Origin of the sequence: Dyella terrae (assembly GCF_022394535.1) — a bacterium.
Lineage (GTDB): Bacteria > Pseudomonadota > Gammaproteobacteria > Xanthomonadales > Rhodanobacteraceae > Dyella.
Window position 1 is genome coordinate 4,624,184 of record NZ_CP089414.1, and the last position, 16,348, is coordinate 4,640,531.

Below are 16,348 nucleotides of genomic sequence, written 5' to 3' on the forward strand. Positions count from 1 at the left end.
CTCACGGCAGATGGCTGAGACCCAAGCCGCTGCCTGAGCCGCGCTGCGGGCTGTCCAACTGCTCGAAGCGCTTGAACAGGCGCGCCTGATCGGTCGGGGAAATGCCAGGGCCGGTATCGCTTACCGTATAGCGCAGGTCGCCCGCGGCCATGTCCAGCGCGAGGCGGACCTCACCATGCTCGGTAAACTTCAATGCGTTGCCGCTGAGATTGAGCAGGATCTGCTTGATGCGCACGGCATCGCCCAGCACCTGCATCGGCACGTCGTCGGCCACTTCCACGCGCAGGGCGATGCCCTTGCTCACGGCGCGGCCGCGCTGCAGCTCGGCCGCGTCGCGCAGCAGCGAGCGCGGATCGAACGGCGCGGGCGTAAGTTGCAATCGACCCGCTTCGATGCGCGCCAGGTCGAGGGCATCATTCACCAGCGTCAGCAGCACTTCGCCAGAGCGCTGGATGGTCTGCACGTAGTGCTTTTCGGTCGAGCCCAGCGGGCGGCTCAGCAGCAGCTCGGCCATGCCCAGCACGCCGGTCATCGGCGTGCGGATCTCGTGACCCAGCTCAGCAAGAAAGCGTGTCTTCGCCTCGCTCGCGGTTTGCGCGAGACGATGCTGTTGCGTCACCAGTTCCAGTTGCATGCGCTGGCGCTGACGGCGACGCAGTGCGAGCAGCACGGCGGTAAGGATCAGGCCGATCAGTAGTGCGTAGGTCAGCCATGCCCACCAACGCAACCATGGCGCGGTGTCGACGTGCAGGTGCAGTGGCGCTGGCAGTTCGCCCCATATGCCGTCCGGGCCTGCCGCCTGCACTCGCAACTGGTAATCGCCGCTGGGCAACTGGGTAAAGCTGCGTTCGGCGCGGTGGCCGGTACTCACCCAATCGGTGTCCAGCCCGTCAAGGCGGAAGCGATACGTATTGCGTTCGGGCGCGATGTACGAAACGGCACGGGCGGTGATGGTCAGGTCACGGTCGTCCCAGTTCAGGCGCCAATGATCGTTCGTGCCATCGAGGCGTTGCGTACGGCTGCCGCGTCGCACGCTGACGCCTTCAAGGCCCACGTGCGGTATGCGCGAGGATTCATTGATGCTGTCGGGGACGAAGCCAAGCACGCCGCTCTCGGTTGCGGCATAGACGTAGCCGTCTGCCCCTTCAGCGATGCTGACATTGGTGAATTGTCCGTCCGGCAGCCCTTGGTCGAGGCCGAATTCACGCACTCTGTCGGTGTGCGTGTCGTAGCGCCACAGGCCGCTGCGCGAGAAAAACCAGACTCGCCCAGCCTTGTCACCACGGATGCTGAGGACATCGGAAATGGGGTGCTGCAGATACAACGGATACGTGGCCAGCAACTTGGCCTTGCCGCCGTCCAGTTGGTAATGGCCCAGCTTTTCGCCGTCGAGCGTCCATAGCTGTCCGTCCCGCAGGTCGATCTGACCGATGTTGCCCTGGCGCACGCCGGCCACGAAACGCGCCCGCAGGTCGCCGGGTTCCCAGCGCAACAGGCCCGCGGCGGTGGCGACCCACAGCGCATGGTCGAACCAGCGCAGATCACTGACGCTGGCCTCCTCGGCCTTGGGATCGAGCAGCAAGGGGCGCATGCGCTTGCCATCCGGGGCGACCGCGATGACGCCATCGGGCTTTTCGAAGTAGGCCGTGCCGTCGTCGCCGAATTCGACACGCTCGGGCCTTCTCCCTTCGAGCTCAGTGACCTTGCCGTGATCCAGCAGGTAGGGCGTGCTGACCGAGCCGAACCACAGCCGCCCCGTGGCGTCTTCCGCCATGCTGTAAACATTCTTGCCTTGCGGCATGTGGAACGGCAGGTGTTCGACCTTGCCGGTGGACAGGTCGATCCGGTCGATTGCACCGTTCTTGCCGCCCACCCACAGGTGGTTGTCCCTGCTCGCCGCCACCGCGTTGTAGATGCCTGGCACCAGGCTCTCCGGGGCTTCCGGTATATGCGTGAAGAACCGCATGTCGGCCCAGTCGGGCGGCAGGTAGCTCAAGCCGTTCATGGTGCCGATCCACAAACCACCTTCCTGATCGAGCACGAGGCTGTAGACGTTGCCGTCGGGCAGGCCATGCCGGAGCAGGGGACGTGCCTGCACATGCTGGAAGTGTCCGTCCGCCTGGCGTACGTACAAGCCGTCGTTGAAGCCCACCCATAGCCGACCCGTGCGGTCCGTTGCGGTGGAGGACACCTCCTGCTGCGGCAGCTCGTCCGGCGCCACCAGGCTGGCCACGCCATTCTCGCCAAGCGCGTAAAGCCCAAAGCTGGTGGCGATCATCAGCGTGCCGTTCTCGCGTCGCAACGCGTAGGCGCGCAGCGGTTTGTCGCGATACTCGTTGTCCGGACGCTCGAACGGCAGGTGGCGGATGCGCCCGTCCGACAGCATATGGTCCACGCCGCCTTTCGCGCCGACCCATACGCTGCCATCGGCATCCGCCAGCAGCGCGTAGATCACGTCCGATACAAGGCTGTCCGGATCGGCAAGGTTGCTCCGCACATGGTCGAAACCGCGGCCATCCTTGCGCATGCGGTCCAGGCCCGCATCGAAATGCCCGACCCACAGCGATCCATCCGTGCCCTGCGCCAGTGCCGTCACATCGTCACTGCTGGGGGAGGTGTTGTCGGCCGGATTGTTGCGCCAGTAGTGGAAGTTCTCGTGGGCGGGGTCGTAGCGCACCAAGCCTTCCTGCCCGCCGCCCCAGAGCTGGCCGCTCGCATCGACGAACAGGGTGGCCAGCGGGGATGCCGGGATCGAGCCCGAGTCGCGCGGATCGTGCCGCCATATGCGGAATCCACCACCGCCATAGCGGGCAACGCCGGATTCCGTGGACACCCACAGGTAGCCGTCGTGGTCCATCGCCAGCGCATCGATATTGCTGCTGGGCAGGCCCTCGGGTATGCCGTAATTGCGGAAGCTCGGTTCCGTCCATGGCATGGGGGCCGGCGCGGACACGGCCAGCGCGGCCTGAAGGATCAGTGCTACCAGCACCACGTGGCCTCACGGCTGGGGCTGCCACACGTCCGCGCAACCGGCAATGCCGGGCGCGGAAGCACGGATGGCAGCGTGGATGGTGGCACGTCAATTCCCCAGGTGTGTGTTGAAGCAATGAGAGGATTCTCCCAGAGGGCGGGAGCCAGGATGTGAACAGCGTCGCGTGGCGGCGCTGATGGAATCATCACGCGGCTTAACCGGCGATCTGCCGGCGTTGCTGGTATAAGTCGCCGCATCTGCCGGAACAGCCCGCGGGCCACCCCAGCCCCAGTCCGGCACCCGGTCCCGACGAGGTTTGCATGATCCGCGAAATCCTGAAGATGGGCGACCCCCGCCTGCTGCGCGTGGCCCCGCTGGTGCCCGACACGATGATCGGCAGTGCCGAACTGAGACGCACTGATCGCCGACATGTTCGACACCATGCATGACGCTGGCGGTGTGGGCCTGGCTGCGCCGCAGATCGGCGTGGACCTGCAATTGGTGATCTTTGGTTTCGACAGTTCTGAGCGCTATCCGGACGCGCCGGCCGTGCCGCGCACCATTTTGCTTAATCCGATGATTACGCCGCTGTCGCAGGACATGGAGGAGGGCTGGGAGGGCTGCCTCTCCGTGCCAGGCCTGCGCGGCGCGGTAAACCGCTACACGCTGATCCGCTATCAAGGCGTGGACCCGAAGGGTGTGCAGATCGATCGCACGGCGGAGGGTTTTCATGCGCGTGTGGTGCAGCATGAGTGCGATCACTTGATCGGGCGGTTGTATCCGTCGCGGATCACGGATTTCAGTAAGTTTGGGTTTACTGAGGTGTTGTTTCCGGGGATGGATCCGGGGGCGGACGAGTAACGCTCCGCAGCTTTTCTCCCTCTCCCCTTCGGGGAGAGGGTTGGGGTGAGGGGTGGGTGCTCGCCGCATTGCTCCAACGGAGCCGTCATCTCGGCGCACCTCATAAAAGGGGGCAAGGGCCAGGGTTCAGTGTCATCAATGATTGGTCGTTGCCTCGTGCGTTCTCGCGATCAGGCCGCTTACGCAGCGGGCGTTTCGACCTCCTGCCGGAGGACGGAAGCCCGCGGCAGGCGAGCTAGATCACCGTATCGCTAAAACCAAACACCGAAGCTCTGGACCCCGGCCTATGCCGGGGTGACGGCAAAGATGAAACGCTGAGGCGAGCACCCGCCCCTCACCCCGACCCTCTCCCCGAAGGGGAGAGGGAGCAGAGCAGGCCGCAGCAAACTAAGAAGAACCCCAACCCATCCGTCAACCCGTTGCCATTCCTCACGAATCCGGCAACCCTACGCGCTGGCCTGCCTCCCGGCAGGTCCGACGTATCCGTGCCGCAAGGCGGCCACAGGGGACCCACCACATGACCGGACGACTTTCGTGAGCGGCAATCTTTCCCAAACCGAATCTCGCAAAGAGCTGACCGTCCGCGGTCTCATCCTTGGCGTCATCATCACGGTGGTATTCACCGCCGCCAACGTGTTCTTCGGTCTCAAGGCCGGCCTCACCTTTGCCACCTCGATTCCGGCGGCGGTGATTTCCATGGCCCTGCTGCGTGGATTCAAGAATTCCACCATCCAGGAAAACAACATCGTCCAGACCATCGCGTCGGCGGCGGGCACGCTGTCGTCGATCATCTTTGTGCTGCCCGGCATGATCATGATCGGCTGGTGGGCGGATTTCCCGTTCTGGACGTCGTTCGCTGTCTGCGCGCTGGGCGGCATCCTGGGCGTGATGTATTCGATCCCTCTGCGCCGCGCGCTGGTGACCGATACCGACCTGCCGTATCCGGAAGGTTTGGCCTGCGCCGAAGTGCTCAAGGTCGGCAGCGGTGACGATGCAGACGCGGACAGCGTGGAAGAAGGCCGTGCCGGCCTGCTTGCCGTGATGTGGGGCTCCATTGTCTCGGCGGTGTTCGCCGTGGTGGTTGCCACGCAGGTGTTCGCGTCGGACTTTGTGCGCAACTTCCGCGTCAACGACAAGGGCGGGGTCAGCGGTTTCGACTTCAATCTTTCCTTCGCGTTGTTCGCCATCGGCCATCTGGTCGGCCTGTCGGTGGGTATCGCCATGCTCATCGGCGCGATCATCGGCTGGGGCTGGGGCGTGCCGCATTACTCGGTGCTGGGCGATATGTCCGCCTCGGTGGCGGATCTGGCCAACACCACCTGGAGCCACAAGGTGCGCTTCGTTGGCGCTGGCGCCATCGGCGTGTCGGCCATCTGGACGCTCGCCAAGCTGGTGAAGCCGGTGATCACAGGCCTGACCTCGGCCATGGCCGCCTCCCGTGTGCGCAAGGCCGGCAACGCCGATTCGCTGCCGCGCACCGAGCGCGATATCCCGATCGGCATCGTGGGTCTGATCACGCTGGCTTGCTTTATTCCGATCGGGTGGTTGCTCGGCTATTTCGGCGAGACGGCTGGCCTGGGCGATCACGTGGCCGTGCTCGCCATCGGCGGCGTGGCCTTCGTCGTGCTGATGGGCTTCTTCGTCTCCACCGTGTGCGGCTACATGGCCGGTTTGATTGGTTCCTCCAACAGTCCGCTGTCGGGCGTGGGCATTCTCGTGGTCATCGCCGCGGCGCTGCTGCTGGTGGCGTTTGTAAAGCCGCATGTCGGTCCGGAAGAGGGCAAGGCGCTGGTGGCGTTCGCGTTGTTCATCACCTCGGTGGTGTTCACCGTGGCGGCCATTGCCAACAACAACCTGCAGGACCTGAAGACCGGTCAGCTGGTGGACGCCACGCCGTGGAAACAGCAGGCAGCGCTGGTGATCGGCGTGATCGCTGGCGCGGCGGTGATCCCGCCTGTGCTGGACCTGCTCAACAAGGCTTACGGTTTCGTCGGTGTGGCTGGTGCGGGCCCGCATGCCTTGCCGGCACCGCAGGCCGGTTTGATCTCCGCGCTGGCGCAGGGTGTGATCACCAACAACATCGACTGGAGCCTGATCATCACGGGTATCTGGATCGGCGTGGCGATCATCATCATCGACGAGGTTCTGCGTCGCACCACCAAGCGTCTGAGCATGCCGCCGCTGGCGGTGGGTCTGGGCATTTATCTGCCCACGGTCAGCACGCTCATGGTGGTGGTGGGTTCGGTGGTCGGCTGGTATTTCGACCGTCGCGCGGATCGCGCCAAGAAGCCGGAAACCACCAAGCAATTGGGCGTGCTGCTCGCCTCTGGCCTGATTGTCGGCGAGAGCGTGACCGGCGTGGTGATCGCCTTCATCGTTGGGTTCTCCGGCAAGGCCGCGCCGCTGGCGCTGGTGGGCGAGAACTTTGGCGAGGCGGCACAGTGGATCGGCGGCATCGCCTTCGCCCTGATCGTGCTCTTCATGTACCTGTGGGTGGCCCGGATGGCCAAGCGCTTGAGCAGCAAAGCCTGAACCGCCCGGTCGCGCCCAGCCTGAAGCGGGCGCGACCAAATGTCATGCCTACATGCCACGATCGAACAGGAGTGCGCCCTGACCGGCTATCCTAGACGGTCGCAGCTTTAGTGTTGCGCGACGGTCATGTGGAGGCGGTAAACGCGTGGTGGAGCAGACAGGGGCGGAGGCCCCGATTCCCGGTGATGTGCTTGCACGGCCAGGCCTGATGGCCCGGTTGCGCAGGCTTGCCGGTCCGCTGCTTTCGGTGGCCATGCTGTGCCTGGCGCTGTGGGCGCTGCGCCATCTCGCCAGCGAGGTGAGCTACCGCGAGGTGGCTCGCTACGTCCATGGGCTGGAAAACTACCGCCTCGCGCTGGCCGTGCTGCTCACGGCGGGCAGCTACGGCGTGATGATCCTGTACGACTGGTTCGGGCTGAAGTACATCGGCAAGCACCTGCCGGGTGCACAGGTCAGCCTCATCTCCTTCATCAGCTACGCCTTCAGCAACGCGCTGGGCATGGCGTTGCTGATCTCCGGCTCCATCCGCTACCGGTTCTACATCCAGGCCGGTCTGTCCACGGCGGAAGTCGCGAAGGTCGTGGTCTACACCACGCTTAGCTTCTGGCTCGGCCTGAGTGCGCTCACCGGTGTCACCTTGCTGCTGGTGCCTGTGCCGCCCTCCTTGCCGTTGGCGAGTTGGCGCATCCCCGTCGCCATCGTGCTCACACTGGTTCCGCTGTTGTGGATCGCCGGCAGTCGCTTGCTTGGACGTCCCTTGCGCCTGTGGCGTTGGCGCGTGAGTTTGCCGAGCACGCTGGTCGCTACGCGGCAGGTGTTGGTGGGCGCGGTGGATTGGGGCTTGGCGGCCTACGTGCTGTACCTGTTGATGCCCAATCAGGTGGATACGGGGTTCGGCCATTTCCTGGCGATCTTCGTACTGGCGCAGATCGCCGGCCTGATCAGCCACGTGCCCGGTGGCCTTGGCGTGTTCGAGGCGGTGATGCTGGCCGGCTTCGGCGCGGAAGGAAACCAGGGCCTGGAAGCGCCCATCCTTGGCGCACTGGCGGCCTACCGCCTCATCTACTACTTCCTGCCGCTGTTTGCCGCCACCGTGGTGGTGCTGTGGCGCGAGGCGCGCGGCCTGCGCCAGAAGACACTGCTGGCGCCGTGGTTCACCGCCCTGCTGCCGCCGTTCTTCGCTGGCCTCACCATGGTGTCGGGCGCGGTGCTGCTGTTCTCCGGCGCCACGTCGGCGCTGCCGGCGCGCATGGCGATCCTGCGCGACATGTTGCCGCTGGCCGTGCTGGAAGTGTCCCACTTCCTCTCCAGCGTGGTCGGCATGATGCTGCTGATCCTCGCGCGTGGCCTGCAGCGTCGACTCGATGCGGCTTACGTGCTCACGTTGGTCCTGCTGGTGCTCGGCGCGGTGCTGTCGCTGCTCAAGGGCATCGACTACGAAGAAGCCACCTTGCTGTCCGTGCTGGCGTTAGCGCTGGCGCCGGCGCACCGCCTGTTCTATCGGCGCGCGTCGATGTTCAGCGCGAGCTTCTCGTGGGGTTGGATCATCGCCATCGTGGCGGTGCTGGTGTGCGCCGGCTGGCTGGTCGGCTTCAGCTACAAACACGTGGAATACAGCAAAAATCTGTGGTGGGAGTTCAGCTTCTATCACGGTGGTGCACCCCGTGCGTTGCGTGCGCTCGTGGGCGCGGCGGCGGCGGGCCTGCTGTTTGCGCTGGCCAACCTCATCCGTCCTGCGCGCCCCGATCTGCACCTGCCAAACGAAGACGACCTGCAGCGTGCGTTGCCGCTGATCAAGAACTTCACCTCGGCGCAGGCACACCTGGCCCTGACGGGTGACAAGACGTTGCTGTTCGATGCCGACAACCGTGCCTTCATCATGTACGACGTGGAAGGTCGCAGCTGGGTGGCGATGGGCGATCCGGTGGGCGAGGACGAAGGCGCGCGCCGCGAACTGGTATGGACCTTCCGCGACCAGTGCGAACGCGCCGGTGGCTGGCCGCTGTTCTATCAGGTGCGGCCGGACGATCTCGACCTGTACCTGGAAGTGGGTATGAACTTCCTCAAGATCGGCGAGGAGGCACGCGTCGACCTTACTGGCTTCAACCTCGACGGCAAGTCCAAGAAGGTGTTGCGCAACACCATCAACAAGCTCACCCGCGACGGCATGCGTATGGAGATCGTGCCGGCCGACGCGGTGACCGCGTTGATGCCGCAGCTAAAGAAGATCTCCGATGCCTGGATGCGCGACAAGGGCGTACGCGAGAAGGGCTTCTCGCTGGGCACCTTCGACCCGCGCTACCTGGAGCGCACGCCCATGGCGCTGGTGTGGCAGGGCGAGGAACTGGTGGCCTTTGCCAACCTGTTCCTCACCGAGAATAAAGAAGAAGCCTCGCTCGATCTCATGCGCCACCTGCCCGACGGCACGGCCGGCGTCATGGACTTCCTGTTCATCAGCCTCATGCAGTGGTCCAAGCAGGAAGGCTACCGCTGGTTCAATCTAGGCATGGCCCCGTTCTCCGGCTTGCAGAATCGCCGCAGCGCACCGCTGTGGAGCCGCCTTGGCGCCATGCTGTTCGGCCGTGGCGAGAAGTTCTACAACTTCCGTGGGCTGCGCAAATACAAAGACAAATTCGACCCCGTGTGGGAACCTCGTTACTTGGCGGTGCCTAACGGCATCGCGCTTCCGCTGGTGTTCGCCAACGTGGCGAGCCTTATCTCGGGTGGATTGTCTGGCATGGTGCGCCGTTGAAACGATTCTGGAAGTGGACTGCTCTCGTCGTACTGGTGGCTGCTGCGGGCGGCCTGTGGGTGTGGCAGCCGTGGCATCACGCCAGCATGGACGAATCGCTCGTGCAGGTACCCGCGCAGCAGGGCGTTACGCCGCTGACCGGGCGGCAGGACGTGGTCGCCATCTTTTATTCCGGTGACGGCGGCTGGCGCGACCTGGACCAGTCGCTAGGCAAGATCATCGCCTCTCACGGCATTCCGGTAGAGGGCGTGAGTTTGCTGCAGTACTACTGGCGCAACAGAAGCGCAGAGGACTCCGCAGCAGACCTCGATGCGTTGATCACGCGCACGCTGGCGCAGAACGGCAAGAAACGCATCTGGCTGATCGGCTTCTCGTTTGGCGCCGATGTGCTGCCCACCATCGTGGGCAAGCTCAGCCCGGAAGGACGCGCGCACATCGCCCAGATCGTGCTGCTCTCGCCCAGCACGGACGTGAACTTCGAGATCGAGATGGAAGGCTATATCTCGGCACGCGAAGGCAAATGGAAAACCTGGACGCAGGATTTCTTCCAGTGGGTCAATCCAGTCAAGCACTATGACGCCATGCCGCCGCTGGAATCCCTCGGCGGCCATCCGCCCGTCGTGTGCTACTACGGCATCAAAGACAAGGCCGACACCATCTGTGCCGATCCCAAGCTGCCGTCGTGGGTGAAGGTGTACGAGAAAACCGGCGACCATCACTTCGACTACAACTACGAAGGGCTGGCGCAGCAGATGATCCACGAGTTGCCTGCGAGTGAGTAACCGGTCACATGCCGTACCGGGCGGGGTGCGACAACCGCACCGGCCCTCACGCATATAGGAAAACTCCTACTTTTTGCCGGGCCGACCCTCCGTAACATGTCAGCCTTCGCTGTCGCCCGGCAGCCAAGGACGGCATGCACGATGCCAGGAGGGTTTCATGATCATTTGGGGAAGCGGCGGTGGCGTATGCATCGCCGGCGATGCGGGCACGCGAGATTGCCCGGTCTGCCAGAGCGCGCAGCGCTTTGATCTCACCGTCAGCTACCGCTACGCGCACATCTGGTACGCGTTCAGTTGGGTCACCAGCAGGCGGTATCAGGCGGTGTGTTCGCGCTGCCACAACGGTGTGGCGCTGACCAAGCAGGAGTTTCAGAGCCGCGTCAGCAAGGACCCGATTCCCGTCATGCGTCGCCGTGGCTGGCTGTTGATTCCGGCCCTCGTCGGTCTGGTCATCGTCGTGGGCGCCGTGCAGGAAAGGCGGCAGGGTGATGATGTGGCCGCATCCATCGCCGCGCCACACGCAGGGGATGTCTACTTCGCCGACTTGTCCAAATTGGTGAAGGGTTTTGACCAGTCACCGGCTTACGGTGCGTTGAAACTGGTTTCCGCCGATGGAAACATGCTGACTTTCATGGCGGCGAAAACGGCCTACAACAAGAAGCGGAGCGTAGAGAGCGACGTGCGCAGCGGAAAGGCCGGGACGGACGACTACTACGATCGGGACGAGCCCATGACGCTTTCCACCGATCAGCTTCGACAACTGCAGAGCAACCACGTCATCTACGACGTCAACCACGGTGCGGATACGCCGGTCGCGGGCACCACGTCGAATGCAGCAGGCGGACCCACAACGGCATCCGCATCGTCGACGGGCCATGGCGGTCCCTCACTGGCTGCGGACTACAGCCGTGCCGTCATGCAAGCAGTGCAGACGAACTGGATACGGCCCGACAACACGCCAGCCTCGTCCTGCAAGGTGCGGGTCACCCAGCAACCCGGCGGACATATCACGGGCATCGACATTGAGTCGGATTGCCCTTATGACGAGGCAGGCAAGCGCTCCGTCGTCAATGCCGTGCGGCGTGCAGATCCACTGCCTTACCAGGGTTACGAGAAGGCATTCCAGTCCACTATCGTGATCACCTTTGCGTCGATGGCCGACGCCTCGCAGCCTTAGTTGGCATCTTCACTTATTCGTGCCGGCGCGGCTGCGCAACGGAACGACGAGAGCTTATGAGCGTCGCCATTCACAACGAACATGTCATGCGTACCACCGCCTGGATCAGAAAGCTGATGTCCTTCGCAGGAACGGCAACGCGTGGAGCCATGATTGGCGTTGTCTGCATGTTGCTTATCTGCATCACTATTACAGGCGCTCATGGCACCCTCTGGTGGTTGCCGAGCCAACTCGTCGTCGCCGTATCGCTTATCTGGCTGCTATGGGTGTTCGCCGCAACCAGCGTTCGGCGGTTGCATGACCTTGGCTATAGCGGCCACTGGTTCTGGCTACTGCTGATGCCCGCCGTATCGCAGTGCGTAACGATCTTGCTTTGTTGTCTGCCCGCCAAAAAAATCGATAACGCGTTTGCTCTGGATTCGCGTGAAAGCAACGAGGTAGCGCTTCCACGTTGGCAGCGCGTCGTCCTCTGCTTGATCTTAGTCTGGGTGCTGTTGGCCTTCGTGACGGCCGGAGCTGACCGTAGTTCGACCGCTCAGGAACGTTGCCTTGACCTTCTCGTTATCGGTGCGCTCCCGCTCTACGTGCTTTGGTTACCTTGGTGGTTGTGGATAACCATCAGGGATCGCCGCAGCACTGACCCGTCACGGTTCTGGCTGCGGCGTCTGGTGATAGGCGTATCCGTCACCTGGTTGATGGCGGTGCTTTGTATCGCACTGAGCGCTGAGCTGGACTCGCTGAGCGAAGCGGTGATCATGCTGTTGCTCTTCGGCGTCGCGCCCGTGTTGGTCGTGTGGCTTGCTTACTGGCTCTTGCGGAAATATCTGGCGAGCCGACGCGCTACCTAGCGGCACGCGCCATGCGTTTCGTTGCCGTGTTCGGCACCACTGCGCTGTACTGGGTTGTGCTGCAGACGGAGTTTGATATGGCGCGCGAACAGCGCAAGCACGAGCCCAGAGGGCTCGATGCGTTGTAACGGTTACCACCGCGCTCGACTTACTGCGGTAACGGCACCGACTGCACATCGAATGGCACGTGGCGGGGAATCGCGGCGTCGTCGTCTTTGTGCGCAAACAAGAGGCTGTACTTCGACTCGATGAAATACACGCGGCCGTTCGCAATCACACCTGACGACGGATCGTTGAGTCCGGCCACCAGCGTCACTAGCGAAGCGGCGCGGTTGCCCGACAGCGTGGCCAGCGTGATTTGCCCGCCGTAAGGGCCGTCATGCCCAAACGCGTTGCTTTCGAAGATCACCAGACGGTCGTGTCCGGCCGAGCGCACCGCGTCGGCATTCTTCAACGTGCGCGGCATGTCGATGCGCGTAACCGCCCCGGCGCTGCCGTCTGGCCTCATGTCGATACGCAGCAGGTAAGGCGCGGCAGTCACCGTGCTCACGTAGATGTGGTTGCGGTCGATGGCGATGCCGTTGAGCTTGAAACCCTCGGTACCGGCGTTGAAGGAGGCATCCTGCTTCCATAGCTCCAGTGCGCTGTCGCCATCGCGCCAGCGGAAGATGCGGGGCTGCAGTGAGTCGGTGATGTAGAGGTTGCCGTGATCGTCCTGCGTCAGGTCGTTGCAGTAGCCCTTGTCCGGTAGCTCGTAGCTGGCGCGCGGCGCACCCGTGGCAAGGTCGTAGCTCTTCAGGGCGCTCGGGTGGGTAGGCACCGTGGTGTAGCCGAGCGTGCCGGAGCAGACCCACAGCAGGCCGCGACGGGTATCTACCAGCACACCCTGTCCATTGGATAGGCCATTGGAGCCGGGCGGCACCAGTACGTCCGGTTGGTCCGATCCGGGCGCGATGCGCGCCACAGCCCCTTGGCGCCAGCTACCGACGTAGAACGATCCGTCCGGCCCCACCGCAATGCTTTCGGGATACCAGTCCGCGGGCAGCGGGCGGGTCGATGGCGCCGCATCGGCGGCATGGCCAGCAGCGGTAAAGGTCAGCGCGCAGGCCAGGGCAAGGCGGCGCAGCAGGGTGGTAGTGGTCATCGGTGGCTCCCTATGGCGGATGGCAGGGATTGTGGTTCGCCACTTCTGCTCTATAAATGCGCTTCCTCTTCCTTCACTCCACAGTGAGACTTTGGAATGGATCGATTGACCAGCATGGAAGTGTTCGTTCGCGTGGTGGAAAAGGGGAGCTTTGCGGCGGTGGCCGACGAGTGGGGCCTGTCCACCACCATGGTCGCCAACCACGTGCGCGCACTGGAGCAGCAGCTCGGCGCGCAATTGCTGGAACGCACCACGCGCCGCCATCACCTGACCGAGATCGGCGCAGCCTACCTGGAGCGTTGCCGCGACGTACTCAGCAGCGTGCAGGCCGCCGATCAGGTGGCCGAGGCCTTGCGCGCAGAACCACAGGGCACGCTCCGCGTGACGGCGCCGGTGACCTGGGGCGCGCACCGTCTGATGCCAGTGGTTGGCGAGTACATGGCGACGTACCCCGCCGTGCAGGTGGAGCTGACGCTCAACGATCGCGTGGTCGATCTGCATGATGAAGGTATCGACGTGGCATTCCGCTCCGGACCGCTGCACGACGATGCGCTGGTGGCACGGCCGCTGGCGCCGTCGCGCATGTTCGTCGTCGCCAGTCCGGGTTACCTGCAAGTCCACGGCGTGCCGAACGAGCCCGATGATCTGCAAGCGCATGCGTGCCTGGGCTTTACGGCGTGGGGGCGCGATCACCACTGGCGGTTCACCAAGGGTGACCAGTACGTGGACCTTCCCGTGCGCGGGCCGCTGACCTGCAACAACGGACAGGCCCTGCTGACGGCCGCGCTATGCGGCGTGGGCGTGGTGGTGCAGGCAGACGTGCTGCTGTCGCCATCGATCGCCTCCGGCGGACTGGTTCGACTGCTGCCGGACTGGGAGCTTCCCGTGCGCCATCTGCATATCGTGCGCCGCCGCGAAACGCGGCCGACAGCCAAGCTGCGCACCTTCGTGGACTTCGCATTGCAGAGGTTGGGCTGATGGACGGAGCGACATACCGCATGGAAGCGCGACGCAATACGGGTATCGACCTGCTGCGCGGGCTCTCTATCCTGCTGGTGGTGCTACACCACATCGGCTTGCGCATTCGCCTGCGTAAAACCGGGCTGGCTGACTTTTTGCCGGAGAAGCTGCTCAGTGCACTCAATTTCAACGGTTACGAAGCGGTCTTCATCTTCTTCGTCATTTCCGGCTTCCTGATCACCAGTAACACGTTGCGCCGCAGCGGCACGCTGGCGAACATCGATCTGCGTGCCTTCTATGTGCGCCGCTTTTCGCGCATCGCGCCTTGTCTATTGTTGTTGGTCGCCGTGCTCAGCGGGCTGCATCTGCTCGGGGTGCAGGATTATGTGATTCAGCGGGAGGGGCAGTCGTTGCCGCGGGCCATCGTGGCGGCGCTAGGTTTCCATCTGAATTGGTACGAGGGCATGACGGGCTATCTGCCCGGTGGCTGGGACGTGTTGTGGTCGCTGTCGATCGAAGAAGTGTTCTACCTCGGCTTTCCCATCGTTTGCTTGCTGACGCGTCGCGCGTGGGTACTGGTACCGATGCTGATCGTGCTCGCCATCTCGCTGCCTTGGACAAAGGCAGCGTTGGCCGATAACGAGATCTGGCAGGAGAAGGCTTATCTGCCGGGTATAGCCGCTATTGCCACGGGTGTACTCGGTGCCCTGGTTTGGCATCGCTGGCAGCAGGTGCCTCGCGTTGTGGCATCGGCGCTTGGCATCGTCGGTGCCGTGGGCCTCTACCTGGTGATGTTCGAAGGCAAGTTCTTGTGGCAGGTGATGCATGAAGGTTACATGTTGTTGCTTACCTGTTCCGCCCTGTGCCTGGTGCTGGCCAGCGCATGGGCGCAAAGCCGTCATGCGCCATGGCGTGGGCTCAACTGGCTTCGTTCGTGGGGGCGCTTGAGCTACGAGATCTACCTCGTGCACATGTTTGTCGTATTCGCGGTGGTGCGCTTCTACAAGGCGGCCGGTAGCGATATCGCGCACGGCTATCTGTGGTATTTGCCGGCGCTGCCGCTGTGTTGGTTGTTGGGTAAGGGGATGGAACGCTACATCTCTACGCCAGCAGAGCAATGGCTTCGTTCACGCTGGCTGCACAAGGTGACGCCGGTACAATCCGTCGCGACAGGCTAAAAGGAATAGGCCAAAAAGCCTTGTTTTAAGGGTTTTGCTCGACGCGAAGCGTTGAGGTTGTTGCGCCAGTTCGCATCTTGAGCGCCTACAACCGAAAAGCATGTAGGCCTGTCACGCAGGGAACAGCGACGCTGTTGATGACCATGGAGACTCGCGCACTCTCGTTGACGGGAGTGCGACGCTGTGGATTGCAGAGCGGACGACAGTATCGACGAAAAATTCGCACGCGCTTGGCGTGCGAACCAGCCCATGCTGCTGCGGCGAGCACGCCGCCTCGCGGGTGGCCATTTGGATCGTGCCGATGAGTTACTGGCGGCTACGGCGCTGAAGGCGCTGCAGTACACGCGGCACCGACCGAACTTCATCGAACGGCCCAAGGGCTTTCTGTTTGTCGTGCTGCGCCATGTCTTTGTCGACGGCGTGCGCCGTAGCGCACGCGAAGGTCTGGTGTTCGATGGGAGTGTCGATGTGTATGGCGAGCCTGCCGGGATGGGAGATGCCTTTGCGCCGTCGGCCATGCAGAAGCTCGAAGTCCAGCAACAAATCGCCTGCATCGAGGCGGCGCTGCGGGCGATGAGTCCGGCTCAGCGACGCCTGTTTGCCTTCCGCTTTATCGATGATCTGCCGTATCCACAGATCGCCGAACGTCTGGGTATCAATCAGCCGCTGCTGCGCAAGCGCGTGCAACTGATCCGTGATCGCCTGCGCGCGGAGATCGGGCGTGCGGCCATACCGCGCGATGAAGTGGGCGTCGCTGTGTTCACAACAAGCCAGACCCGTCGTTATGAAAAGGGCAGCGGTTCTCGCCGCCACGTGCCTTCACCGTCGACCGAAGGAAAAGACCATGGCTGACCCTCAAGTCAACGCCCAGATTACCGATGCCGTCACGCAGACAAACGTGAAAGTGGTAGCGGAGGCGCCGGCACAGGCTATCGCCGCGCTCTATCAGGTCGCAAGCCATTCCGCAGGGCTTTCGCTGCAGAACGCAGTGCATAGCCAGCAAGCCCTCAACCAGATTTCCAACGCGGTGGTGTCGCGAGCGGTCGCGATGATCATGTCGATCGCAGAGAAACCATAGACGTGCTTCCGGACCGCGAATCGACTCTGGCGTAGGGGAGGGGAATCGAGATGGCCTTCTGGTCG

Annotated in this window: 11 protein-coding genes and 1 pseudogene; 10 read left to right on the plus strand and 2 right to left on the minus strand. The window is 63.3% G+C overall.

Going from position 1 to position 16,348, the window contains the following annotated elements; translation table 11 throughout:
• Position 1: 1 nt before the first annotated feature.
• Positions 2-2,992, minus strand: coding sequence for a hybrid sensor histidine kinase/response regulator (locus tag DYST_RS20320; protein ID WP_239947929.1), 2,991 nt, complete (start codon positions 2,990-2,992; stop codon positions 2-4).
• Positions 2,993-3,291: 299 nt separating this feature from the next.
• Between DYST_RS20320 and def the strand changes: the two are divergent.
• The 6 genes and pseudogenes from def to DYST_RS20350 all read left to right on the plus strand — a co-directional run bounded on the left by def (position 3,292) and on the right by DYST_RS20350 (position 11,923).
• Positions 3,292-3,832 (plus strand): annotated as a pseudogene (gene def, locus DYST_RS20325) (peptide deformylase).
• 534 nt (positions 3,833-4,366) lie between these two features.
• The gene (locus DYST_RS20330) at positions 4,367-6,364 is read left to right on the plus strand and encodes an OPT family oligopeptide transporter (RefSeq protein ID WP_239947931.1); all 1,998 of its coding nucleotides are present in this window, start codon (positions 4,367-4,369) and stop codon (positions 6,362-6,364) included.
• Between the two features lie 145 nt (positions 6,365-6,509).
• Positions 6,510-9,116 (plus strand): bifunctional lysylphosphatidylglycerol flippase/synthetase MprF, encoded by a 2,607-nt coding sequence (gene mprF, locus DYST_RS20335; RefSeq protein ID WP_239947933.1) that lies wholly within the window; start codon positions 6,510-6,512, stop codon positions 9,114-9,116.
• On the plus strand, positions 9,113-9,898 hold the full coding sequence (locus tag DYST_RS20340; RefSeq protein WP_239947935.1) for an AcvB/VirJ family lysyl-phosphatidylglycerol hydrolase: 786 nt from the start codon (positions 9,113-9,115) through the stop codon (positions 9,896-9,898). Before mprF ends, DYST_RS20340 begins: the two co-directional genes overlap by 4 nt.
• Positions 9,899-10,055: 157 nt before the next feature.
• Complete coding sequence (locus tag DYST_RS20345) at positions 10,056-11,075, plus strand: cell envelope integrity protein TolA (RefSeq protein WP_239947936.1); 1,020 nt, start codon at positions 10,056-10,058, stop codon at positions 11,073-11,075.
• Between the two features lie 56 nt (positions 11,076-11,131).
• The gene (locus DYST_RS20350) at positions 11,132-11,923 is read left to right on the plus strand and encodes a DUF805 domain-containing protein (RefSeq protein ID WP_239947938.1); all 792 of its coding nucleotides are present in this window, start codon (positions 11,132-11,134) and stop codon (positions 11,921-11,923) included.
• 148 nt (positions 11,924-12,071) lie between these two features.
• Here the strand turns inward: DYST_RS20350 and DYST_RS20355 are convergent, their stop codons facing one another.
• A complete protein-coding gene (locus DYST_RS20355; protein WP_239947940.1) occupies positions 12,072-13,067 on the minus strand; it encodes an SMP-30/gluconolactonase/LRE family protein in 996 nt (331 codons plus the stop codon).
• Positions 13,068-13,163: 96 nt separating this feature from the next.
• On the opposite strand from DYST_RS20355, the gene DYST_RS20360 reads away from it, so the two are divergent.
• From DYST_RS20360 to DYST_RS20375, 4 genes are all read left to right on the plus strand, one after another.
• Positions 13,164-14,045 (plus strand): LysR family transcriptional regulator, encoded by an 882-nt coding sequence (locus DYST_RS20360; RefSeq protein WP_239947942.1) that lies wholly within the window; start codon positions 13,164-13,166, stop codon positions 14,043-14,045.
• Positions 14,045-15,205, plus strand: coding sequence for an acyltransferase family protein (locus DYST_RS20365; RefSeq protein WP_239947950.1), 1,161 nt, complete (start codon positions 14,045-14,047; stop codon positions 15,203-15,205). The genes DYST_RS20360 and DYST_RS20365 overlap by 1 nt, the downstream gene beginning before the upstream one ends.
• 183 nt (positions 15,206-15,388) lie before the next feature.
• Complete coding sequence (locus DYST_RS20370; RefSeq protein WP_275666879.1) at positions 15,389-16,057, plus strand: RNA polymerase sigma factor; 669 nt, start codon at positions 15,389-15,391, stop codon at positions 16,055-16,057.
• Complete coding sequence (locus tag DYST_RS20375; protein ID WP_102300706.1) at positions 16,050-16,283, plus strand: RebB family R body protein; 234 nt, start codon at positions 16,050-16,052, stop codon at positions 16,281-16,283. The genes DYST_RS20370 and DYST_RS20375 overlap by 8 nt, the downstream gene beginning before the upstream one ends.
• The last annotated feature ends 65 nt before the right edge of the window (positions 16,284-16,348 follow it).

Excerpts from the sequence above, each read along its gene's own strand:
- DYST_RS20345 (WP_239947936.1), top strand. The coding sequence starts at position 10,056 with ATGATCATTTGGGGAAGCGGCGGTGGCGTATGCATCGCCGGCGATGCG.
- DYST_RS20350 (WP_239947938.1), top strand. The coding sequence starts at position 11,132 with ATGAGCGTCGCCATTCACAACGAACATGTCATGCGTACCACCGCCTGG.
- DYST_RS20355 (WP_239947940.1), bottom strand. The coding sequence starts at position 13,067 with ATGACCACTACCACCCTGCTGCGCCGCCTTGCCCTGGCCTGCGCGCTG.
- DYST_RS20360 (WP_239947942.1), top strand. The coding sequence starts at position 13,164 with ATGGATCGATTGACCAGCATGGAAGTGTTCGTTCGCGTGGTGGAAAAG.
- DYST_RS20365 (WP_239947950.1), top strand. The coding sequence starts at position 14,045 with ATGGACGGAGCGACATACCGCATGGAAGCGCGACGCAATACGGGTATC.
- DYST_RS20375 (WP_102300706.1), top strand. The coding sequence starts at position 16,050 with ATGGCTGACCCTCAAGTCAACGCCCAGATTACCGATGCCGTCACGCAG.